Consider the following 19,545-nt stretch of genomic DNA (forward strand, 5'->3'; position numbering starts at 1 on the left):
TCTCCTAAAAACTATAACGAGATCGTGATCTCGCGTCCTGTATGTTCATACTTATAGAACTCTACCCCTGCGGCACGCAGCATACGCTTGGATGCCATGACGGCAGGCGTGTGCTCATATTTGTCCTGATCATAGACAATACGGCGGATGCCAGACTGTATGATGGCTTTGGCACACTCATTACAAGGAAACAGTGATACATATAAAGTAGCCCCTTCCAAACTGCCCCCACGATAGTTTAGAATGGCATTTAGTTCACTGTGTGTCGTATAAAAATACTTGTTATCGTAAGGCTCTCCCTCACGACACCAAGGAAAATCGTCATCCGAACATCCCATAGGAAATCCATTGTACCCCATAGATAGGATCTTATGATCGTCGCTGACAATGCAGGCTCCCACCTGCGTGTGCGGATCCTTGGACCGCATAGCCGATAACATGGCTACACCCATAAAATATTCGTCCCAACTGATATAATCCTGTCTTTTGTCACTCATGATGCTCCCCCTTTATCAGCTGTCTCTAACTTTGTCAATAACTTTTCGATGGACTTTTTCAGCACTTCAAAGCATAAGCCATAGGTCTGTAAGGATGCCCCATAAGGATCGACGACCTCGATCTCATCTCCCACATAGGTCGATAAGACAAAGGTATTATCCTCATCTGCCCCCTCGATCTCCTCGATTACCTTGACGCGCTGTGCCTCATCCATGGTCAGAATCAGTGTGCCCGGCACGATGTCTGCCGCTGTCAACTGCTCTGCCGCAAAATTATCCGGTGCAATGCCATTGCTGATCAGCACTGCCTCCGACTTTTGATTCATCGGTTCCGGGAATAAAACGACAACTCCTCTTGCTAAGACATCGATATCTTTTCCCTCCGTCATCTGCTTCATGATCGCTGCCGCCATGGGCGCGCGGGATGTTCCACTGCCCGCGGCAAAGATCACACGTTTTATTTCTTCCATAGTTACTTCTTCTCCCAAAAAGTTCCCTTATACAAAAATCCGTTTATGCCCTGCCGCTTTCAGCAATCGGTTCATGATCGCCTGTCCCACTCCGGCAGCCGCAAAACTCTCTGAATATATAACATCTACACCAAGCGTATCAAACTGACGTAAGACATCAAAGAGGTGTCTTGCGATCTCCGCTTCATCCTCCCGCTGTCCGATCACGATCACATGATCCGCTATATAAGCATCCTGATTTTCCGCTGTTGCCAATACGCCAACGGACTGTCCCTTGACCTGTGCCTCCCCGGTCAGTGCGTTGATCTTTGCGATCACCTGATCCATATGTCCCTCGACCAAGGTAAGGTCTGCCTTTGGTGCATAATGGCGGTAACGCATGCCCGGTGCCTTTGGCGGCTTCTTGCTGTTTTCCGATGCAATGCCCGGATCCATACCGACCTGCCCCAAGACCTGAGATAACATCTCCTGAGTAATAAAGCCCGGTCGTAAGATCATGGGCTGGTCCTCGGAAAGATCCACGATGGTAGACTCAATGCCGATACCGACCGGTCCTCCATCCAAAAGGACTTCGATCTTGCCCTGTAAGTCCTCCCACACATGCTGTGCCGTTGTCGGGCTCGGGCGACCGGATGTGTTGGCGCTCGGCGCTGCGATCATACAACCGCTGTCTTGTAAAAACCTGCGGGCGACCGGATGGGACGGCATACGGATGGCAACCGTATCCAGACCTCCTGTCGTCTCATAAGGAATGACCTCATTCTTGCGCAGGATCATGGTAAGCGGTCCCGGCCAAAAAGCCTCCGCTAAGTCTCTCGCCTCCTGTGGCACCTCTGCCACGATATCTTCCAACTGTGAAAAATCTGCTATATGAACAATCAAAGGGTTATCCGACGGACGACCCTTTGCTGCATATATCTTGCGGGAAGCCTCCGGATTTGTCGCATCACCGCCCAATCCATACACCGTTTCCGTAGGAAAGGCGACTAAGCCGCCGCTACGAATGACCGCAGAGGCTTCCTTGAGTTCCGCTTCTTCTATCTGATTGTCTCTAGCCACAAATACTTTCGTTTTCATAGTCCTCATTATAACACTTTTCGTAAATTACACAACTAAAAACGCTAGTTGCTCTCCTGCATCTGTGCAAATGTCACAATTCCCTGATAGATCGCCTCCACGATCTTGTCCTGATACTTTTCTTCCTGTAGTTTCTTACACTCCTTCTCATTGCTTAAAAAACCACATTCCACGATCACGGTCGGACTGACGGTCTTACGCAGCATATAATAGGAATCGTTTGCCTTGGCTGCCCTGTGGTTGGTCGGATCGACCATGGATATCAGTTTCTCCTGTAACTGCTCCGCCAAGAGCCTGCTCTTTTCTGAGGTACTGTAATAAAAGACCTGCGCGCCGGAGATCCCGGCATCGCTATAAGAATTCTGGTGGATGCTGATGGTCACATCCGGGTCTACATTTTCTACGATCTGACAGCGCTTTTGTAAATCTTTTGCCTTTTTGCTGCCCCCGGACTCGGTGCAGAGTTCGCAGTCACTCTCCCTTGTGTAATAGACCTCCACGCCCTGCTTTTCCAGATATGCCCCCAGTTTCTGTGCGATCGCCAGATTGATGTCTTTTTCCAGAGATCCGTCCACCGCCACTTTTCCCGGATCACTGCCGCCATGCCCCGGGTCGATCACTACTTTCAGGTGGCTTGCCGTCTTTTTTGCAGAAACGACCGACACGCCCCAGACACTTGCTAAGAGACTGATCGCAATAAAAAAGACTGCCATCACCATTTCTATTTCTCGTTTCATAAGATCACCACGTGTTTTTTATAATATATGGTGTCAAAAATAGAAATATGTAATGACAGTCTGTTTGGCTTTATTTAAAGTAAGTCTTTATGGTCTGCCAGGTATCCTTTGTCTCGAAGCCAAGTTTCCAGAAGGATGCACCTGCCAGTTTATTTTCTTTCATGACGTCTAACTTCTTGGAAAGTGAAGTCGCATCCTCGATCCATGCCATATAGGTCGTGTCACCTTCCGTAAATTCGGCATAATACTGACCTGCTTCCTCTGACCAGGTGCTCGTTGCCTGATTGCGATTGAGGAAAGACTGCATATCTTCCATACCGTATGCCGAACTGGTCAGACCGCTATCGGACTGCGCCCACACTCTGGCATAGAAAGGCATGCCTAAGATGATCTGATCTGCCGGTACTTCTTCCAGAGTATCCGCTACACCTTTTTCCACAAAACCGATGGATGCGACGGATCCCGCCTCATCACCACCGACATAATGCTCATCATATGCCATGACCGCAATATAATCTGCATAGTCTGCCTGCACGCTTCTATTATAAAAAGCAGTGGATGCGGAAGGCACGTAGTTGTCTACCGATAAGATAATGTCATTCTTTTCGCACTTGATGGACAATTCCTTGATAAACTCAATATAGCCATCCTTGGCAGAAACACTGAGCGCCTCCATATCGACATTGATACCGTCCAGATCATAGGAAATCGCCTGTGTGATCAGGTTGTTGACCAGACTATCCCGGTAGGAAGTCGTATTCAGTACCGTTGTCGTGTCGACATTTTTATTTTCCAGATTGCTGACTAAGCCCCATACCTGAATGTTGTTCTGGTGGCAATAAGTCACATAATCGCTGCTGGCAAGACTCTTGATATTGCCCAGATTGTCGCTGAGCGAGAACCAGGTCGGTGAAATGACATTGAGGCCTGTGCCCGCCACCACCTGTGACACGCCGCTGTTGGCAGACTGGGATGTCACCTGATGCCAGCCCATAACGATCGGATCCTTGACGGTGATATGATTGTAAGTACGCTCCGGCAGCGTCGCCTCTACCGTCTGCTTTTCCGACTTGGATAAGCGCCTGTTCTGGACACAAGCCAGAACACCATCCTCTGTCAGCACATGGCTCCATTTGCCATAGTTTTCCAAGATCGTCAACTGATCGCCCTTTTTCGCATCCTTTAAGATCTTGCTCTTGACTCCGCCGAAACGGCGCAGTGCTGCATCACGTTTGAGGCTTGCAACCTTTTTCTCATAGCCTGCCGTCTCGATCACGACGCGGTTTGGACTGTCAAAAAGTTCAAAGGACATATCGGTATATAATTTGACAAAATCCGCTGACACAAAGTAAGCGCCATTTTGTGAAACAACAACGTCTTTGCCCAGAGATTCTCTGGACTTTCCTACCGTGTAGGCATCACTGTTTAAGGAAGCAGAGACCACATCCTGATCTGTCACATAACGCAGGACTCCCTCCGTCGTATCGTAAACATAGCCGTCATCCAGATTGGATTTTAAGAAACTGATCTCCAGATAAATGCCCTGGTCTGTCGCAATGGCATAGATCGCATCATCGCTGTCCGAGACTTCTTTATATTCGCCATTTAAGATAACGGCTGCCTGATTTTCCTCGGTCAAAGTAAAGTAATCGCTCAGACTCATATGCTCCTTGGTCGGCGTGTATCTGCGGATAACAAAGATCATCCCCACGACGACCAAAAGTAGAAAGGCGATTGCGAGCAGATAAATATGATTCGGTATCTGCTGGTTCTTTCGCTCATGCTTCCGGCTGCCGCCGCCCACTTTTCTTCTATCTCTTTTGTCCATTCTACCCTCCAATGGTCATTTGTGTGCAAATTTGCATTCATTATAGCACATCTTGTCGTGCTATGTCATCTGCCAAGAAAAGCCACATAACAAATAGGGCGCACCTCTTTATCAGATACGCCCTCATCTTTTTTCGTGTTTACTGTATTAGCATTCTTGTTTCCTTTCAAACATAAGGATAACAACATTTTGTCATTTGCTTATTCGTTCGGTGCTTTACCTCCTCCTTCTTGTGTGATCACTTCTGTAACCACTGTTTCAAATAGTAAATATCTTTTTCCTCCAACGAAAAAGGATCTGCTATGTCCGGCATTGGTCTGACCCACACGCCGTTTTCTTTTGCAAATGAGACCTGCGACTTTCTATTTACATGCCTGCTATAGTATTCCATTTGCGCCATGTCGCTTTTCTTTTTATTTTTTTCAATACATGTCGCATAAGCCTCGCGTTCCCATGGCTGTAAGCCGCCCATAAGAACTCTGCGCTGACATCTGCTTTCCAAAAGTGGATTTTCCTTTGCGAATCTGCCAAAGTCAATGACCATCATCCCGTCGAAAGCATCCAATAGGCGTAAAGCCTCTTTCTCCTTGGGACAGATCAGATAGAATACCCCTTGATAGGCATAGAGGATATCGCCGCTTTTCTCTACGACTCGGTCCGAAAACATGGGATATAAATGACTGAAATCCCCCAATTCCAAGTACATTACCTCCCACTTTTCCACTGAGTGCAGATAATTTGCTACGCTCAGCGCCATATGCGTACAGCCCACTCCCTCCCTTGTGCCAAAGAACCCCATTACTTTTTTAGGCATCTGCCTGCTTCTTTTTTTCACATAACAACTCCCTCTCTATCATTTTTGAAAAAAGTCTTTGTACCGCCAGTGTCGTATGAAACGGATTTTTCTGCCATGGAAACAAATACATACGTTTCTTTTGCACCCTTGCATACTGCCCGGCTTCCTGCCGTGAGAAATGATTTCCCACGAGGATCATATTTTCCGCCAATACCTTTTCTTGTCTCTGCCAGACTCTGCCACTACAGACATAGATAGTCGCACCTGCCGTGACGTCTGTCCTGCATCCACAGTCTATGACCTGTATCCCATAGGGAGGTTCGCCCTTGGCGAGTGCCGGTCCATCATCCAGATAGCCCCGGAAAAATTCGTGATATATCATTCCATCCTGTCCTATACAAGCCATATTGTATTGCAGCATGCGTTCGAGTGTCGGCGCTTCTGTTTCATTCCTATAATACGCGTAAAACCCCGCCCGGTTCAAATAACAGACCAGTGCCACAGCCACGTGTGTCGCCCCCACACCACTCTCACTTCCTACAACAGCGATACGATTTAAGAGATGCTTTTTGTTCTTCTTTTCTTTTTTGTTTTTCTGCCACACCCTTTGCAGATGATCCTGCACGCGACTTATGTCTGTGATGCGCCTGCCTTTGTCATAACGAAGCATCCGGGTGACAAGTCCAAAGAACCGCAAACGTTTTTGCATTGGCAAAAATAAAAGCATATAAGAAAAGATTTTGCCCAGACCGTATATATCGGTTCTTTGATCCACCGCACCACCATGCTTTTGCTCCGGTGCAGCATATTTTTTTGTTCCAAAATTTTGGAAATCATTTCCCGAACTGGTAAGAATCTTTGCATTGCCAAAGTCGATTAATTTCAACTGATTGCCACATACTATAATATGATCCGGCTTCAGATCCAAATGTAAAATAGGATATGGATCATGCGTATGCAGATATCTTATGATCTCACATAACTGCATGGCAAATTGTAAAAATGTATCCTGGGAAATGTTTTGATGATAAAGCAAATACTGATCTAAGGAATCTCCATAAATATATTCTTCTACGATATAGAAATATGATTCATCTTCTTCTGTTTCAAGTAGAATGGGAATTCCAGGATGACTCAGATCCTGTAGCAGACTTGCTTCAAGAAAAAAATGTTCCGGTGTAGTCGGGTCCTTTCTAATACCCTTGATAACATGTAAATCACCGGTATCTAATGCTCTGACAAGCACTACCCGCGTATGCGACGTCTCATACAAAACGTCCTGCGTCTCGTAGCGATCAGATAGAAAATATGACATTCATATGCTCCTCCCTAGAACCGGAAAAGCATCTCTTGCATATTTTATAGCAAATTCCTTTTTGAAACGCAAGACATTTCTACATTGTTTATACTTTTTTAACATTTTTAGACATTTTTAATACTTTGCTTTCTTTACTTTGTATTTTTCATTGTTTATAATGTGTATAGGTATAAGTTTACCTAATTTTCTGTAAAGGATGTGATCTTATGAAAATTGAAAAAGTAAACGATAACCAGATTCGCTGCACCCTTACCAGAGAAGATCTCGATAGCAGGCACTTAAAATTAAGTGAACTCGCTTATGGCACAGAGAAAGCCAAATCTCTTTTTCGCGAGATGATGGAGAAAGCCTCTTACGAATTCGGCTTTGATGCGGAGGACATTCCTCTGATGATCGAGGCCGTTCCACTTACCGCTGACTCCATTTTATTGATAGTGACCAAGGTGGAATACCCTGAGGAACTGGATACCCGGTTCTCTCATTTTTCAGAGGATATGGATTCGGATGATTTTGACATGGATTCTTATGATGACGCCATGCCACATCCGCCAACCGCGGCAGACGATATTTTGTCCCTCTTTTCCAAGGCAAAAGAAGCCGCAGCCCGTATCGGCAAGTCCGCAGATGCCAGTCTGCCGGATGCCAGCCAGATCTCCGTACCGGTCGACATCACCAAGTTGTTTGTATTCTCATCCCTTGATGATATGATCCGCCTGTCACATGTCCTTGGTGATTTTTACCATGGACGCAACTCCTTATACAAGAGTCCTTCGGATGATGTTTTCTATCTGATCATCAGCAAGAGCGATCACACACCGGAAGATTTCAACAAGGCCTGCAATATCCTGACCGAGTATGGTTCACAGGCAGATTTTTCTGTCGGACAGGATGCTTACTTCAAAGAACACTACACCTTGATCATCCCGGACGATGCTCTTGGTATGTTAGCGAAACTGTAAATGCAAAAGGTGATGGATCTTTGATCCACCACCTTTTCTTTTTATCTACGTTGCGTAGACTGCTTCATAGAACCAAAAAAGACGCCCGCTTACGCGGACGCCTTTTGCTTTGTCTGTGTTATGTAACTATCTAAAGATTACTCCTGAGAGATAGCACCTGTAGGACAAACACCTGCGCATGTGCCACATTCAACACAAGCAGATCCATCGATTTCGAACTGGCTGTCTCCCTGAGAGATAGCACCTACTGGACATTCAGGTTCGCATGTTCCACAACTTACACATGAATCAGAAATTACGTATGCCATTATAAATTCCTCCAATCACCTTGTTGTTTATTCAGCACTCTGCTGTAACCACATAATAAATCAATTATTTTAAAAAGACAAGTTCTTATTTAAAAACAAGATTAGGAATTGCAAAAGGCAAAAAAAGGCATTATAATAACACCATCAAAAATAAGGAGGATAAGGATCATGGCTAGAGTAAATAAGTCAACTATGATTGGTGAATTGTTACAGATCGATGAGAATGTAGCACCAATTTTATTAAATATCGGCATGCACTGTTTGGGATGCCCATCATCTCAGATGGAGACTATCGAGCAGGCTGCTATGGTACACGGTATTGACCCTGATATGTTGGTAGACGAGATCAACAACTTCTTAGAAGCACAGGGCTAATCAGTAAGCACAAAGAGGCGACGCTATGATCTCTCATGGCGCCGCCCTTTTATTTTCTCTATTTTTCTGTTCTCTATTTTTCTGATTTCTTGGTCGGAAGCAGCCACTTAACACCACGGTTCCGCTTGCGCTTTAGGCTGCTACGGATAACTTCGTCCAATTTCCTATAATGATCTTCTTCCAACTGATAATGCTCCTGCATCAGATAATTCATTTCTTTTAAAATGCGCTCTTCCACATAGGTCGTCAGCGCGTCATTATTCTCACGCATGGCATTTGCCACGATCTCTGTCATCAGTTTTTGAAACTGCTCGATCTTGATGCGTGCCTGTTGCTGCGCTTCTGCAGACACCTGACTGTCTTCCCGCCGGCTGACCGGATGTATCGGATCCGATGCCGCATCTGCGACAGGCTCAGCATCCATATCTTCTCCCAGCCCCAGGTCTTTAGAAGAGGTCAAGGTGACAAATCCATCAATGTCCACGTGGTTCTTTCTGGCTTCCTGCTCCTTTTCCTCGTTGCGCTTTTCCTTTTTCAGATACATGCGGATGGCTTTGAGTTGATAGCCCTTTTCCCGCAGGTCTTTGATACGAAGAATTTCCTTGATGTTCTCATCTGTATAGTAACGATGCCCCATCTCATTGCGCGGGATATCCAACTGCAGTTCATCTTCCCAGTAGCGCAGCACATGTTGTTCCAATGCCACCATGCGCGCCGCATCCGAGATCATATAACGTGCCTTTTCCAAAAAACCAGTCCTTCCTGTATGTATACTGCTCTCTTCTATGTATAATTCCAGTATAAACGCTTACAGAAAGGCGGACAAGCAAATCTAATCGTAAGATTTCGACATCTTACTGCTGGGTATGATCTAAATTGCCAAACTTCGTGTATTCCGGCAACCATGCCAGATTGATCGTACCGATCGGGCCGTTTCTTTGCTTGGCTACAATGATCTCTGAAATGTTTTTGAGTTCGGTATCCTTATTATAATAATCATCACGATAAATGAACATTACCACATCGGCATCCTGCTCGATGGCTCCGGATTCACGCAGATCCGAAAGCATAGGTCTGTGATCCGGACGCTGTTCCACCGCACGGGATAACTGCGACAGGGCAATGACCGGCACATTCAGTTCTCTGGCAAGCGCCTTTAAGGATCTTGAAATCTCAGAAATCTCCTGCTGTCTGGATTCCGAACGACCGGAACCGCTCATCAACTGCAGGTAATCAATGATGATCAGACGCAGATCCTGATCCATCTTGTATTTACGGCACTTACTGCGGAGTTCCGAAATGCTGATACCAGGCGTATCATCAATGATCAAATGGGAATTACCGATGATACCGGCACCCTCGATCAATTTTTCCCACTCAGACTCCTGCAGATTACCGGTACGCAGTTTCTGTGCATCCACGCGGGATTCCAAAGAGAACAGACGGTTTACCAACTGTTCCTTTGACATTTCCAATGAAAATATGGCAGTACACAGATCCTCGTGAAAGGCAACATACTGTGCCAGGTTCAAAACAAACGCCGTCTTACCCATAGAAGGACGCGCTGCGATCAAGATCAGATCGGACGGCTGCAATCCGGCGGTCTGATAATCCAGATCGATAAATCCGGTCGGGATACCGGTAACCGTTCCCTTCTGCTTGGATGCCTGCTCGATCTTGTGGATGGCATTCATAACGACCTGCCGGATCGGGACATACTCGGAATTTCCATGATTTTGTACTAAGGCAAAAATATCGTGCTCTGTCTTTTCCAAGATCTCCGTCACGCTCTCCTTGCCGTTATAGCAATCGTTTTCAATCTCCTGATTGACCTTGATGATCTGACGGAGCAGAGCTTTGTCCTTGACGATCTGGGCATAGGATGCCACATTGATCGTCACCGGCACAGCTGCGACCAGATCACTGATATATTCCAGACTTGCCACTTCCGGCGGCACATCCTTTTCCCGCAACTTATTCTGCAGGGTGACCAGATCCACCGGCTGTCCGCTATTATAAAGTTCTACAATGGCTTCAAACAAGACGCCATACTGCTGATGATAGAAATCATCCTTTGTCAAAATTTCAGATGCCGTCAGGATCGCATCACGATCCATAATCATGGAGCCGACAACTGACTGTTCGGACTCCAGACTATTAGGCATTGTTCTTTTGATCAGTGCTTCTTCCATGCTACTCTCCTGATACGTGTACGCGCATCACTGCTGTTACCTGTGGATGCAATTTTACTTTGACCTCATAGGTGCCCTGCGCACGGATCGGTTCTTCCAAATGCACCTTTTTCTTGTCGATCGTCTCATTGTACTGGCTCTTGACTGCCGCGCAGATCTCCTTGGAAGAAACGGAGCCAAAAGTTCTTCCGCCTTCGCCTGTCTTGATCTTGGTCTCAACCAGCCAGTCCTCGATCTTCTTTGCCATTGCCTGTGCCGCTTCCAGATTTTCCTGTGCTACTTTATCGGCATGCTGGTTCTGTAATTTCAGATCATTCAAATTTTTATTGTTTGCTTCTACGCCTAACTTTTTCGGCAAAAGCATATTGCGGGCATAGCCCTCACTTACATTGACGATCTCTCCCTTTTTTCCAAGAGACTTAACATCCTGTAATAAAATCACTTTCATAGTTTGATCTCTCCTTCATCTATCATAATATCCAGAATATCTTCGATTCTGCGTTTGACTTCTTCCACGCTGGCATTTTCGATCTGTGCACCTGCGACATTCAGATGACCGCCGCCGCCCAGACGCTCCATGATCTGCTGCACGTCGATCTCATCGATCGAACGGGAACTCACATAGATCTTGTGCTGGAACTCCGTCAGTACAAAAGATGCCTTGATGCCTACGATATTCAAAAGTTCGTTGGCTGCCTTGGCTCCTACAACGGTAGGGCTTTCCAACTCCTGCGATTCACAGATGGAGATCGCAAAGAGCCCCCGGTAAACCTCGGCATGGCGGATGATCTCGGCTCTCGCCTTATAGGCTGCCATATCCTCACGCAAAAGTTTTCGCACACGGGTAACCTCGGCACCGCAGCGACGCAGATATGCCGCAGCCTCAAAGGTACGCACACCTGTCTTTGTCATAAAGTTGTTGGTATCGATCAAAATACCGGCATAGATACAATCTGCCTCGTTTGATTTCAAATGTACTTTTTCGGAAAAATACTGTAAAACCTCCGCGATCATTTCACATGCAGAAGATGCATACGGCTCAATATAGGAAAGGATTGGATTGACGACCTGTTCACTTCCCTGTCTATGGTGGTCAAATACAACGATGGACTTGCTGATCTCCAAAAGCCGCGGACAGTCCGTATAACTCGGACGATTGGTATCAACGACGATCACAAGCGTCTGTGCGTCTGCCATTTCCTCTGCCTGCTCGGAATTGATAAACATATCCGCCGGATAGCCTGCTTCCTCTGAGAAAGACTCGACCAGTGGGCGCAGGGAACTTGTCACGGTATTTAAGACGATCCTTGCATTCTTTCGGATTTCACGCGCCGCGCAATACAGACCGACTGCCGCACCAAAGGAATCGACATCAGCGATCGGATGCCCCATAATGATGATCTGCTCTCTGGTCTCCATGATCTCACGCAGAGCCTGTGCTTTGACACGCGCCTTGACACGGGTATTTCGCTCGATCTCCTTACCACGCACACCATAGTATGAGACATCGCCATTATTCTTGATGACTGCCTGCGATCCGCCACGTCCTAAGGCAAGATCGATCGCTACACGGGCAAACTCTGCATTCTGCACATAGGAATTGCCACCGATACCAAAGCCCATACTCAGTGTGATCTCCAGTTCATTACCTGCCTTGGTCGACTTGATATCCTCCAGAATGGAGAATTTGTCCTCCTCCAACTTTGCCAGATACTGCTGCTGGAAGAGTACCATAAACTTATCTCGGTCAAGTTTACGGACAATAGCATCTACATTCTGGAAATACTTATTGACCTTTCGATCAATGATCGCCGTGAGCAAAGAGCGCTTGACTTCCTCGATCGAATCAAAGACTTCCTCATAATTGTCAATATGCACTAAAGCGACGACCAATTTCTGCTTTTCGTTTTCTTCTTTGTAGTAATCCAGTTCTGTCTGGTCAAACAGGAGAAGTGCGATCAGAGAATTGAAATTGTCTGCCTCTGTCATGATCTCCATGGCATCCGCATCTTGGTCTTCATGGAATTGCAGGCGCTGCATATCTGCCGCATACTTGCGGTCGCCAAATTCTAGTTCCACGGAAAAATTGTCATTGACCGCTTTCTGGATCTCCTCACGGGTGATCTCCTTAAAGATAGAAGTAATGGACTTGTTGTAATGCTTGTCCCTGCCGGTCACGCGCGCGAATTCTTCGTTGACCCACAAGACCTTTCCTGTGTAATCCATAAGTGCATAAGGAATCTGAAACTTGTTCAGCAGTTCCTTTTGCACCGTCCCATAATGCGTCGCAAAATGGATAATCTCCTCATTCAGCCTCGCAGCACAGGTACGGTAGTACCAAAGGGCAATGGCTGCATAAATGATGATGCAGACCGAAACCAATGCCCCCGCCTTGATATTTTGCAGGTAGACCAGGACATCCCCGGCAACAAACAAGATGATCATATAGATCGGTGCCCGAAAGTATCGCTGCAATTTGCCGGTATATTTTATTGTCTCCATAATATTCTCCCTTATCTGTATCAGCCACCTATGGCATGATGCTTTGTCCTATAGTATAACACACTTTTTATGTTTGTGGGTAGAATAATAATACCCCCGGATCGCTCCGAGGGTATCATCATATAAGATAGGAAGATATATAAGAAAAAGATTAGTTAGTAATCACTAATTCTGTTTCCTTATCAAAGAAATGTGCATGCTCCATATCAAGCGCAAACTTGATATGATCGCCCTGCTTTGCCGTCGTTCTTGGATCTACACGGGCTGTAACCTGTGTGCCTGCATAATCGAAATACAGGAAAACTTCTGCACCAAGTAATTCATATACACGGATCTTTGCTTCGATCACGCTGTTTGGTGATGCTTCAATGAACATCTGGGAATCATGGATATCCTCCGGACGGATACCGAGAACTACGGTCTTGCCGTCATATCCGCCTTCGATCAAAGCCTTTGCCTTTCCAGCCGGAACTGTGATGTTAGCATCTCCCACCTGTGCTGTAACAGTCTCACCATTGACAGCGATCTTAGCATCCATGAAGTTCATCTGTGGAGATCCGATAAATCCTGCAACGAACAAGTTCTGTGGCTTATTGTATAAGTTGTGTGGTGTATCGATCTGTTGAACAACACCATCCTTCATAACAACGATTCTGGTACCAAGTGTCATAGCCTCGGTCTGATCATGTGTAACGTAGATGATGGTTGCGCCTAATTTCTCATGTAATTTTGAGATCTCAATTCTCATCTGCACACGCAGTTTTGCATCCAGGTTGGAGAGTGGCTCATCCATAAGGAATACCTTAGGATTACGAACGATCGCACGACCCATGGCAACACGCTGACGCTGTCCACCGGAAAGAGCCTTTGGCTTACGGTCTAAGAGACCTTCCAGATCCAGGATCTTGGCTGCTTCACGAACCTTTTGATCGATCTCAGCCTTTGGTAATTTACGAAGTTTCAGGCCGAATGCCATGTTGTCATATACGGTCATATGTGGATACAAAGCGTAGTTCTGGAATACCATTGCAATATCACGATCCTTTGGCTCTACGTCATTCATACGCTTGCCGTCGATCAAAAGATCACCGCTGGAAATATCCTCAAGACCTGCTACCATACGAAGGGTAGTAGACTTACCACATCCAGATGGTCCTACGAAAATGATAAATTCCTTGTCCTCGATATCAAGGTTGAAATCCTTAACCGCATGGAATCCATTTGGATATACTTTGTTGATGTTCTTTAATGAAATGCTTGCCATAATAAAAACCTCTCTTCAATACTAAAAATCTTCTGTCATTATTTTACGATGAACTCATCGATGGCTGCCAAAACAGCATCCAGATTGTCATCCTTCTGGATATTCAGTGTCAGGTTCTTGGAAAGATCCAAACTGAAGATACCCATGATAGACTTTGCATCAATCACATAACGATCGCATACCAGATCGAAATCATTGTCAAAAGATGTGATTGCACTGACAAAGCGCTTTACCTTGTCAATAGAATTGATATTAACAGTAACTGAAGTCATACGAAATCTCCTTTCTGATTGGTATAAGCACTATTCGCCAACTCATGAACTTATTATAGGAAATCCCCTCCCACCTGTCATCGTTAAACTAACCAAAATAAACAAGGGATGTTCGTCACTTTAACTTGGTTGACGAAGTGCTTGCACAAACGTTAAAATATCTATAAAAATACAGAGGATTTTGAACGAGGAGAGATCATGACAAGCGCAGAAGAAATTGAGGAATTATTAGACCAGATACAAAATCAGACAGGCATCCGTTTTTCCATTACGGATAGCCAGATCGATGATGAAGAATTGCTCATCACCTTAAAAAATATGCTCCGTGCCGGGCACAGCAGTACATCCAAGGAGGGCTTTTTGCGCGGACTTTTGCTGGGGCTTTTATCTGATCAGGAGATCGCCGAGGGGATCCACCGCTTTCATCTGGAAAAGAACGGCTACTTTTTCCCGGTCCTCATGGAGACCAGACAACCGATCTCATCCATGGAGCAGTCTATCTTTGCCCAGTTCTTCTCCTCCGGTGCGGATACTCTGATCCAGACCGATGAATGTCATATAGCGCTCATCCGCCAGTTACCGCAGGAATCCTCCCAGGAGACACTGCGCCAGATGCTCTTTGATATGCAGGGCACTCTGGAGGCAGAAGCCATGATCTCCCTGCATTTTGCCTATGACCGTATCGCCACATCCTTAGACCAGTTGCCGGGTATTTTTCTCAATATCTCCTCCGCTATGGAGATCGGCAATATTTTCTCCGATACGGAGCACATCCACTGGGCGCAGGATCTGGGGCTTGGCAAACTGGTCTATCAACTGCCGGTCGAGACCTGTGAAGAATATCTGCACGATCATTTCCACGGGCTCCACCTGACGGATATTGATGATGAGACCCTGCACACCATCCATACCTTTCTGGACTCGGGTCTTAGCATTGCAGAGTGCGCCAGAAATCTCTATCTCCACCGCAATACCCTGATCTACCGCCTGGACAAGATCGAGCAATTGACCGGGCTGGATATCCGCAAGTTTGATGATGCCGTCATCTGTAAAATGGCGCTCATGATCTCCACCTATCTCATACATAAGAGCGATCAGTAAACATATAGTTAAAAAATCCCGGACAAGGCAAAGAACCTGTCCGGGATTTCTATAGTTTCTATGTAATTTTTTATACGGTTCTTCTGGCACCGTCGCCGATGTCTACCACATAAAATTCTGCATCAATACCAGTCTTTTCCTTGTATCCGGCACCAACTTTTTCCATAAAGGCGTCTACTGCATCATTCTTGACAATGCTGACGGTACAGCCACCAAAGCCACCTCCGGTGATACGGGATCCAACCACACCGTCGATAGACCATGCCAGATCTACCAAGATATCGATCTCCTCGCAGGATACCTTGTAATCATCGCGCAGAGATACATGGGATGCATTCATAAGTTTGCCGAACTTTTCTACGTCGTTATCTTTTAAAGCAGCAACTGCCTCAATGGTACGCTGGTTCTCTGCAACCGCATGGCGGGCACGCTTTTTACATTCTTCATCAGTGATAACATCCTTGTATTTTTCAAAGCCTTCGTTATCCAATTCGCCCAGACTCTGGATATCAACGACCGTCTGCAACTGTGCCAAGGCTTCTGCACATTCCTCACGGCGCTTATTGTACTGTCCGTCCACCAGACTATGCTTTACCTTGCTGTTGGTAATGACGATCTTGGCATCCGGCAATGCAATCTTGGCATATTCATAGGAAAGGTCGCTCGTATCAAGGAAGATCGCACAATCCTTTTTGCCCATGGCAACGGCAAACTGATCCATGATACCGCAGTTACAACCATTGAAATTATTCTCAGAATACTGACCGATCAAAGCCAGATCTGTCATAGAAAGATCAGCAAATCCATAAAGATCACGCAGGATAGTTCCGGTCAATACCTCTAAGGATGCAGAAGAAGAAAGTCCGGATCCGTTTGGGATATTGCCCCAGATCGCCATATCAAAGCCTTGTGTCATCTTCTTGCCCTTGCCGTCAAATGCCCAGACAACGCCCAGCGGATAGTTTGCCCAACTGTATCTTGTCTGGTAACTAAGGTCTGACAAAGATACTTCCACAACCTCGCAATCCTCCAGATTTGCTGAGAAGAAGTGGATCTTATCGTCCTCTCTCTTTCTTGCTACACCATAAGTACCGATGGTAAGGGCACATGGAAAAACGTGACCTCCATTATAGTCTGTATGCTCTCCGATCAGATTTACACGTCCCGGTGCAAAATACTCGCGGATATCTCCACCGTCTCCGTAGATCTCTACAAATTTTGCTCGCAAATCCTTTGCGTCCATGCCTTTTTCTCCTTCCATTTGCTTTTATTTCATATGCTTATATATGTACCTTGTCCGGTGAGATCCGCTGCATTGCTTCCAGCAGATCCTCTCCCGGCTCAAACAAGACCTTGATCTCATTTCCCATATCCGGATCCCGGATGATCATCGTATAATAAGTCACCGCCGGGTCATGGGAAAGACAATCGTAAGTCTTCATATTTCGTCCGATGTATGGCTGTACCGGCTCTGTCTTGGAACGGGCAACCACAACCAGGTCCTTCATCTCGCAGGAGATCAACTCCTGTCGCTTGGTCTTACGTTTGATCTTGGTGATCTCCAAAATACCATTGGTATAGGTATAGTCAAAATCTATCTTGGTATTCTGCGTCACAAAATAGCAGGCAATGATCATAACGATCAAGGGAATACCAAACACCCTGTAATCTACAAAAACAAAATTGAGTGCCATAAAGATCGTGATCATGATCATAAGCACATTGTAGATCTTGGTAACCGCCGGTGCCTTTCTATGGACAGATTTTTCTATATATACATCCTGGTAGATCACTTTTTATCCCTCCGTAAGATAATAGTCTCGTAAGGTGATATTTTACCACTCCGACTACCCAAAAGCAACTCGCCCTCGCCAAGTTCCACATGTTGATTCATGGCAGAAAAGTTCTGCAGGATCACATAATCGCATCCTTCCTTGCTGCGCGTTGTCACTTCCACGCCCTCCGGGATGTAGTTAAACGGCTTGCACACGCGGGAAAGTTCCACGATACGCTTGTAGAGATCGTCGTAGCATGACTGCTCCACATCCGCCCCAATATAGTAGCCATAGCCCATGCCATAAGGCTGGAAAGTCACAGCCGGCTGTCCCTGGTAAAAATCCGTGCCATAGGTCATCAGCACACGCGCGCTGGTCACATCGATCAACTGGCACAGATACTTGCTCTCGTATGAGATCTGGTTTGCAAAAATACTGCGGTCCTCCGGCACCAGTTGATTGGTCTCTCCATCATACAAGCCGTCGATCTCGGTCTGGCGCAGTCCAAGCAAATCTGTAAGTCCTGCCGGTGTTGCTCCCAGATAGCAGCGGTCGGTCGCATCCACAATGCCGGAATGATAAGTCGTAATGAAGATACCTCCCTGTGCCACAAAATCACGGACTCTTTCAGCAAAGCCCTCGCGGAACATATATGCCATTGGTGCCGCTAAGATCTTGTATCCCTTAAAGGCATGATCCATATTGATCACATCTACATTTAAGCCAAGTTTGCGGAAAGCATAATAGGACTTTTGCACGGCTTCTACATAGTGGAGCCCCTTGTTTCTAGGTCCCTGTGCATCTTCCATTGCCCAGCGGTTCTCAATATCATAGATCACAGCCACATCCGCATGGGTGGTCGATCCGACCAGTTCGCGGATGGCTCCCAATTCCTCACCCACCTTGGTCACTTCTTTAAAGACGCGGGTATCCCTGCCGCCATAGTGATCGATCACAGCACCATGGAACTTCTCAGATGCTCCCCGGCTCTGGCGGATCTGGAAATAAAGCACACTGTCAGATCCATGCGCGATCGCCTGCATGGATTGCGCATCCAGCATGCCCGGTCTTTTCAGTTTGCTGACCGACTGCCAGTTGGTGCTGGACGGGCAGGATTCCATCATCAGGTATGGCTGATTCTTCAAAGAACGCATGAAATCATGCCAAAATCCATTGTCCGTAGCGGTCAGGATCTCCTGTTCTTTGTGCCAGGTCGGATAGGTGTCCCAGGACACTACATCGATCAGTTTTGCCAGTTGGTGATAGTTGAGCCCATAAAAATCATGCATCATATTGATGGTAGTAGGAATATCCGATCCCGCATCACGGATCGCCTTGATCTCCTCCGCAATAAAATCTCCGGTCTGTTCGCTGACAAAGCGCTTCCAGTCCAGATTTAAGCCGTGTAACATGGTCTCGCCCAGTGGAGACGGACTCTCCACCTGGTCAAAAGACTGGTAAGTGTGACTCCAAAAAGTCGTACTCCATGCCTGATTGAGTGCCTCCACAGTCTTATATTTGTCCTTTACCCAGTTACGAAAAGCCTCCTGACAGAGTGGGCAATGGCACTCCCCACCATACTCATTGGAAATATGCCAGAGAATGACCTGCTTTCTTTTGCCATAGCGCTTTGCCAGTTCCATATTGATGGCACGCACTTTCTGACGATAGATCGGGGAGGTATAACAGTGATTGTGGCGATAGCCGTAATGAGCACGCTCACGCCTCTCATTCACACGGAGCACCTCTGGGTATTTCTCTGCCATCCACTGTGGTCTGGCACCGGATGGCGTTGCCAAAATGACCGATATGCCAGCCTGATCCAGACGATCCATGATGGTATCCAGCCAGCCAAAGTTGTATTTTCCTTCTTCCGGCTCTAAGGTCGACCAGGAGAACACTCCCAGCGTTACCGTATTGATATGCGCCTCCTGCATCATGGCGATATCTTCTTCCAAGATATCCGGTCGGTCTAACCACTGCTCCGGATTGTAATCTCCTCCGTATAAAACCTTGTCCAAGTCCATAAATTCCTCCTTCTCCCAAAAGACAAATGCTCCCACCTTCGTGAGAG

20 protein-coding genes are annotated in these 19,545 nt (G+C 46.4%); 3 read left to right on the plus strand and 17 right to left on the minus strand.

Annotated features, from left to right (window positions below):
* Positions 1-11: 11 nt before the first annotated feature.
* The 7 genes from DW183_RS02815 to DW183_RS02845 all read right to left on the minus strand — a co-directional run bounded on the left by DW183_RS02815 (position 12) and on the right by DW183_RS02845 (position 6,720).
* Entirely contained in the window at positions 12-497 is a 486-nt protein-coding gene (locus tag DW183_RS02815; RefSeq protein WP_118280540.1) for a deoxycytidylate deaminase, read from the minus strand.
* Positions 494-967 carry an arsenate reductase/protein-tyrosine-phosphatase family protein gene (locus DW183_RS02820; protein WP_118280541.1) on the minus strand — a complete coding sequence of 158 codons (474 nt, stop codon included), beginning with the start codon at positions 965-967 and terminating at the stop codon, positions 494-496. The genes DW183_RS02815 and DW183_RS02820 overlap by 4 nt, the downstream gene beginning before the upstream one ends.
* A 27-nt stretch (positions 968-994) precedes the next feature.
* Positions 995-2,044 (minus strand): L-threonylcarbamoyladenylate synthase, encoded by a 1,050-nt coding sequence (locus tag DW183_RS02825; protein WP_118280542.1) that lies wholly within the window; start codon positions 2,042-2,044, stop codon positions 995-997.
* Positions 2,045-2,088: 44 nt separating this feature from the next.
* A complete protein-coding gene (locus tag DW183_RS02830; RefSeq protein ID WP_118280543.1) occupies positions 2,089-2,781 on the minus strand; it encodes an N-acetylmuramoyl-L-alanine amidase in 693 nt (230 codons plus the stop codon).
* Between the two features lie 70 nt (positions 2,782-2,851).
* The gene (locus DW183_RS02835; RefSeq protein WP_118280544.1) at positions 2,852-4,609 is read right to left on the minus strand and encodes a glycosyl hydrolase family 18 protein; all 1,758 of its coding nucleotides are present in this window, start codon (positions 4,607-4,609) and stop codon (positions 2,852-2,854) included.
* Between the two features lie 238 nt (positions 4,610-4,847).
* Positions 4,848-5,423, minus strand: a complete 576-nt coding sequence (locus DW183_RS02840) for a hypothetical protein (RefSeq protein WP_118280545.1) — start codon at positions 5,421-5,423, stop codon at positions 4,848-4,850.
* The gene (locus DW183_RS02845; protein WP_118280546.1) at positions 5,416-6,720 is read right to left on the minus strand and encodes a serine/threonine protein kinase; all 1,305 of its coding nucleotides are present in this window, start codon (positions 6,718-6,720) and stop codon (positions 5,416-5,418) included. The genes DW183_RS02840 and DW183_RS02845 overlap by 8 nt, the downstream gene beginning before the upstream one ends.
* A 209-nt stretch (positions 6,721-6,929) precedes the next feature.
* On the opposite strand from DW183_RS02845, the gene DW183_RS02850 reads away from it, so the two are divergent.
* The gene (locus tag DW183_RS02850) at positions 6,930-7,682 is read left to right on the plus strand and encodes an adaptor protein MecA (protein ID WP_118280547.1); all 753 of its coding nucleotides are present in this window, start codon (positions 6,930-6,932) and stop codon (positions 7,680-7,682) included.
* Between the two features lie 137 nt (positions 7,683-7,819).
* Here the strand turns inward: DW183_RS02850 and DW183_RS02855 are convergent, their stop codons facing one another.
* Complete coding sequence (locus DW183_RS02855) at positions 7,820-7,990, minus strand: DUF362 domain-containing protein (RefSeq protein ID WP_118280548.1); 171 nt, start codon at positions 7,988-7,990, stop codon at positions 7,820-7,822.
* Positions 7,991-8,158: 168 nt separating this feature from the next.
* Between DW183_RS02855 and DW183_RS02860 the strand changes: the two genes are divergently transcribed.
* Positions 8,159-8,365 (plus strand): DUF1858 domain-containing protein, encoded by a 207-nt coding sequence (locus DW183_RS02860; RefSeq protein ID WP_118280549.1) that lies wholly within the window; start codon positions 8,159-8,161, stop codon positions 8,363-8,365.
* A gap of 73 nt (positions 8,366-8,438) precedes the next feature.
* On the opposite strand, the gene DW183_RS02865 is transcribed toward DW183_RS02860, so the two are convergent.
* The 6 genes from DW183_RS02865 to DW183_RS02890 form a co-directional block, all read right to left on the minus strand.
* Entirely contained in the window at positions 8,439-9,113 is a 675-nt protein-coding gene (locus DW183_RS02865; protein ID WP_118280550.1) for a helix-turn-helix domain-containing protein, read from the minus strand.
* Positions 9,114-9,219: 106 nt separating this feature from the next.
* Positions 9,220-10,557: a replicative DNA helicase gene (dnaB, locus tag DW183_RS02870; RefSeq protein WP_118280551.1), complete on the minus strand. Its 1,338-nt coding sequence runs from the start codon at positions 10,555-10,557 to the stop codon at positions 9,220-9,222.
* 1 nt (position 10,558) lies between these two features.
* A complete protein-coding gene (gene rplI, locus DW183_RS02875) occupies positions 10,559-11,005 on the minus strand; it encodes a 50S ribosomal protein L9 (protein ID WP_118280552.1) in 447 nt (148 codons plus the stop codon).
* Positions 11,002-13,059 carry a DHH family phosphoesterase gene (locus DW183_RS02880; protein WP_118280553.1) on the minus strand — a complete coding sequence of 686 codons (2,058 nt, stop codon included), beginning with the start codon at positions 13,057-13,059 and terminating at the stop codon, positions 11,002-11,004. Before DW183_RS02880 ends, rplI begins: the two co-directional genes overlap by 4 nt.
* Positions 13,060-13,210: 151 nt before the next feature.
* Positions 13,211-14,323 carry an ABC transporter ATP-binding protein gene (locus tag DW183_RS02885; protein WP_118280554.1) on the minus strand — a complete coding sequence of 371 codons (1,113 nt, stop codon included), beginning with the start codon at positions 14,321-14,323 and terminating at the stop codon, positions 13,211-13,213.
* A gap of 38 nt (positions 14,324-14,361) precedes the next feature.
* Positions 14,362-14,595: an HPr family phosphocarrier protein gene (locus tag DW183_RS02890; RefSeq protein WP_118280555.1), complete on the minus strand. Its 234-nt coding sequence runs from the start codon at positions 14,593-14,595 to the stop codon at positions 14,362-14,364.
* Positions 14,596-14,793: 198 nt separating this feature from the next.
* Here DW183_RS02890 and DW183_RS02895 point away from each other — a divergent pair, with 198 nt between their 5' ends.
* Positions 14,794-15,696 (plus strand): PucR family transcriptional regulator, encoded by a 903-nt coding sequence (locus DW183_RS02895; RefSeq protein ID WP_118280556.1) that lies wholly within the window; start codon positions 14,794-14,796, stop codon positions 15,694-15,696.
* A gap of 70 nt (positions 15,697-15,766) precedes the next feature.
* Here DW183_RS02895 and DW183_RS02900 read toward each other — a convergent pair whose 3' ends face one another.
* Genes DW183_RS02900 through DW183_RS02910 form a run of 3 tightly spaced genes read right to left on the minus strand, consistent with a single transcriptional unit; the run spans position 15,767 to position 19,498 of the window.
* Positions 15,767-16,939: a galactokinase gene (locus tag DW183_RS02900; protein ID WP_118280557.1), complete on the minus strand. Its 1,173-nt coding sequence runs from the start codon at positions 16,937-16,939 to the stop codon at positions 15,767-15,769.
* 37 nt (positions 16,940-16,976) lie between these two features.
* On the minus strand, positions 16,977-17,489 hold the full coding sequence (locus DW183_RS02905) for a hypothetical protein (protein WP_118280558.1): 513 nt from the start codon (positions 17,487-17,489) through the stop codon (positions 16,977-16,979).
* Complete coding sequence (locus tag DW183_RS02910) at positions 17,486-19,498, minus strand: beta-galactosidase (RefSeq protein ID WP_118280559.1); 2,013 nt, start codon at positions 19,496-19,498, stop codon at positions 17,486-17,488. Before DW183_RS02910 ends, DW183_RS02905 begins: the two co-directional genes overlap by 4 nt.
* Between the last annotated feature and the right edge of the window lie 47 nt (positions 19,499-19,545).

The organism is Roseburia sp. AM16-25 (assembly GCF_003473825.1).
In the GTDB taxonomy this organism is placed as follows: Bacteria; Bacillota; Clostridia; order Lachnospirales; family Lachnospiraceae; genus Pararoseburia; species Pararoseburia lenta.

Excerpts from the sequence above, each read along its gene's own strand:
- DW183_RS02845 (WP_118280546.1), bottom strand. The coding sequence starts at position 6,720 with ATGTCATATTTTCTATCTGATCGCTACGAGACGCAGGACGTTTTGTAT.
- DW183_RS02830 (WP_118280543.1), bottom strand. The coding sequence starts at position 2,781 with ATGAAACGAGAAATAGAAATGGTGATGGCAGTCTTTTTTATTGCGATC.
- DW183_RS02840 (WP_118280545.1), bottom strand. The coding sequence starts at position 5,423 with ATGCCTAAAAAAGTAATGGGGTTCTTTGGCACAAGGGAGGGAGTGGGC.
- DW183_RS02820 (WP_118280541.1), bottom strand. The coding sequence starts at position 967 with ATGGAAGAAATAAAACGTGTGATCTTTGCCGCGGGCAGTGGAACATCC.
- DW183_RS02825 (WP_118280542.1), bottom strand. The coding sequence starts at position 2,044 with ATGAAAACGAAAGTATTTGTGGCTAGAGACAATCAGATAGAAGAAGCG.
- DW183_RS02895 (WP_118280556.1), top strand. The coding sequence starts at position 14,794 with ATGACAAGCGCAGAAGAAATTGAGGAATTATTAGACCAGATACAAAAT.
- DW183_RS02860 (WP_118280549.1), top strand. The coding sequence starts at position 8,159 with ATGGCTAGAGTAAATAAGTCAACTATGATTGGTGAATTGTTACAGATC.
- DW183_RS02890 (WP_118280555.1), bottom strand. The coding sequence starts at position 14,595 with ATGACTTCAGTTACTGTTAATATCAATTCTATTGACAAGGTAAAGCGC.
- DW183_RS02900 (WP_118280557.1), bottom strand. The coding sequence starts at position 16,939 with ATGGACGCAAAGGATTTGCGAGCAAAATTTGTAGAGATCTACGGAGAC.
- DW183_RS02880 (WP_118280553.1), bottom strand. The coding sequence starts at position 13,059 with ATGGAGACAATAAAATATACCGGCAAATTGCAGCGATACTTTCGGGCA.
- DW183_RS02815 (WP_118280540.1), bottom strand. The coding sequence starts at position 497 with ATGAGTGACAAAAGACAGGATTATATCAGTTGGGACGAATATTTTATG.
- DW183_RS02910 (WP_118280559.1), bottom strand. The coding sequence starts at position 19,498 with ATGGACTTGGACAAGGTTTTATACGGAGGAGATTACAATCCGGAGCAG.
- DW183_RS02835 (WP_118280544.1), bottom strand. The coding sequence starts at position 4,609 with ATGGACAAAAGAGATAGAAGAAAAGTGGGCGGCGGCAGCCGGAAGCAT.
- rplI (WP_118280552.1), bottom strand. The coding sequence starts at position 11,005 with ATGAAAGTGATTTTATTACAGGATGTTAAGTCTCTTGGAAAAAAGGGA.
- DW183_RS02885 (WP_118280554.1), bottom strand. The coding sequence starts at position 14,323 with ATGGCAAGCATTTCATTAAAGAACATCAACAAAGTATATCCAAATGGA.
- dnaB (WP_118280551.1), bottom strand. The coding sequence starts at position 10,557 with ATGGAAGAAGCACTGATCAAAAGAACAATGCCTAATAGTCTGGAGTCC.
- DW183_RS02850 (WP_118280547.1), top strand. The coding sequence starts at position 6,930 with ATGAAAATTGAAAAAGTAAACGATAACCAGATTCGCTGCACCCTTACC.
- DW183_RS02855 (WP_118280548.1), bottom strand. The coding sequence starts at position 7,990 with ATGGCATACGTAATTTCTGATTCATGTGTAAGTTGTGGAACATGCGAA.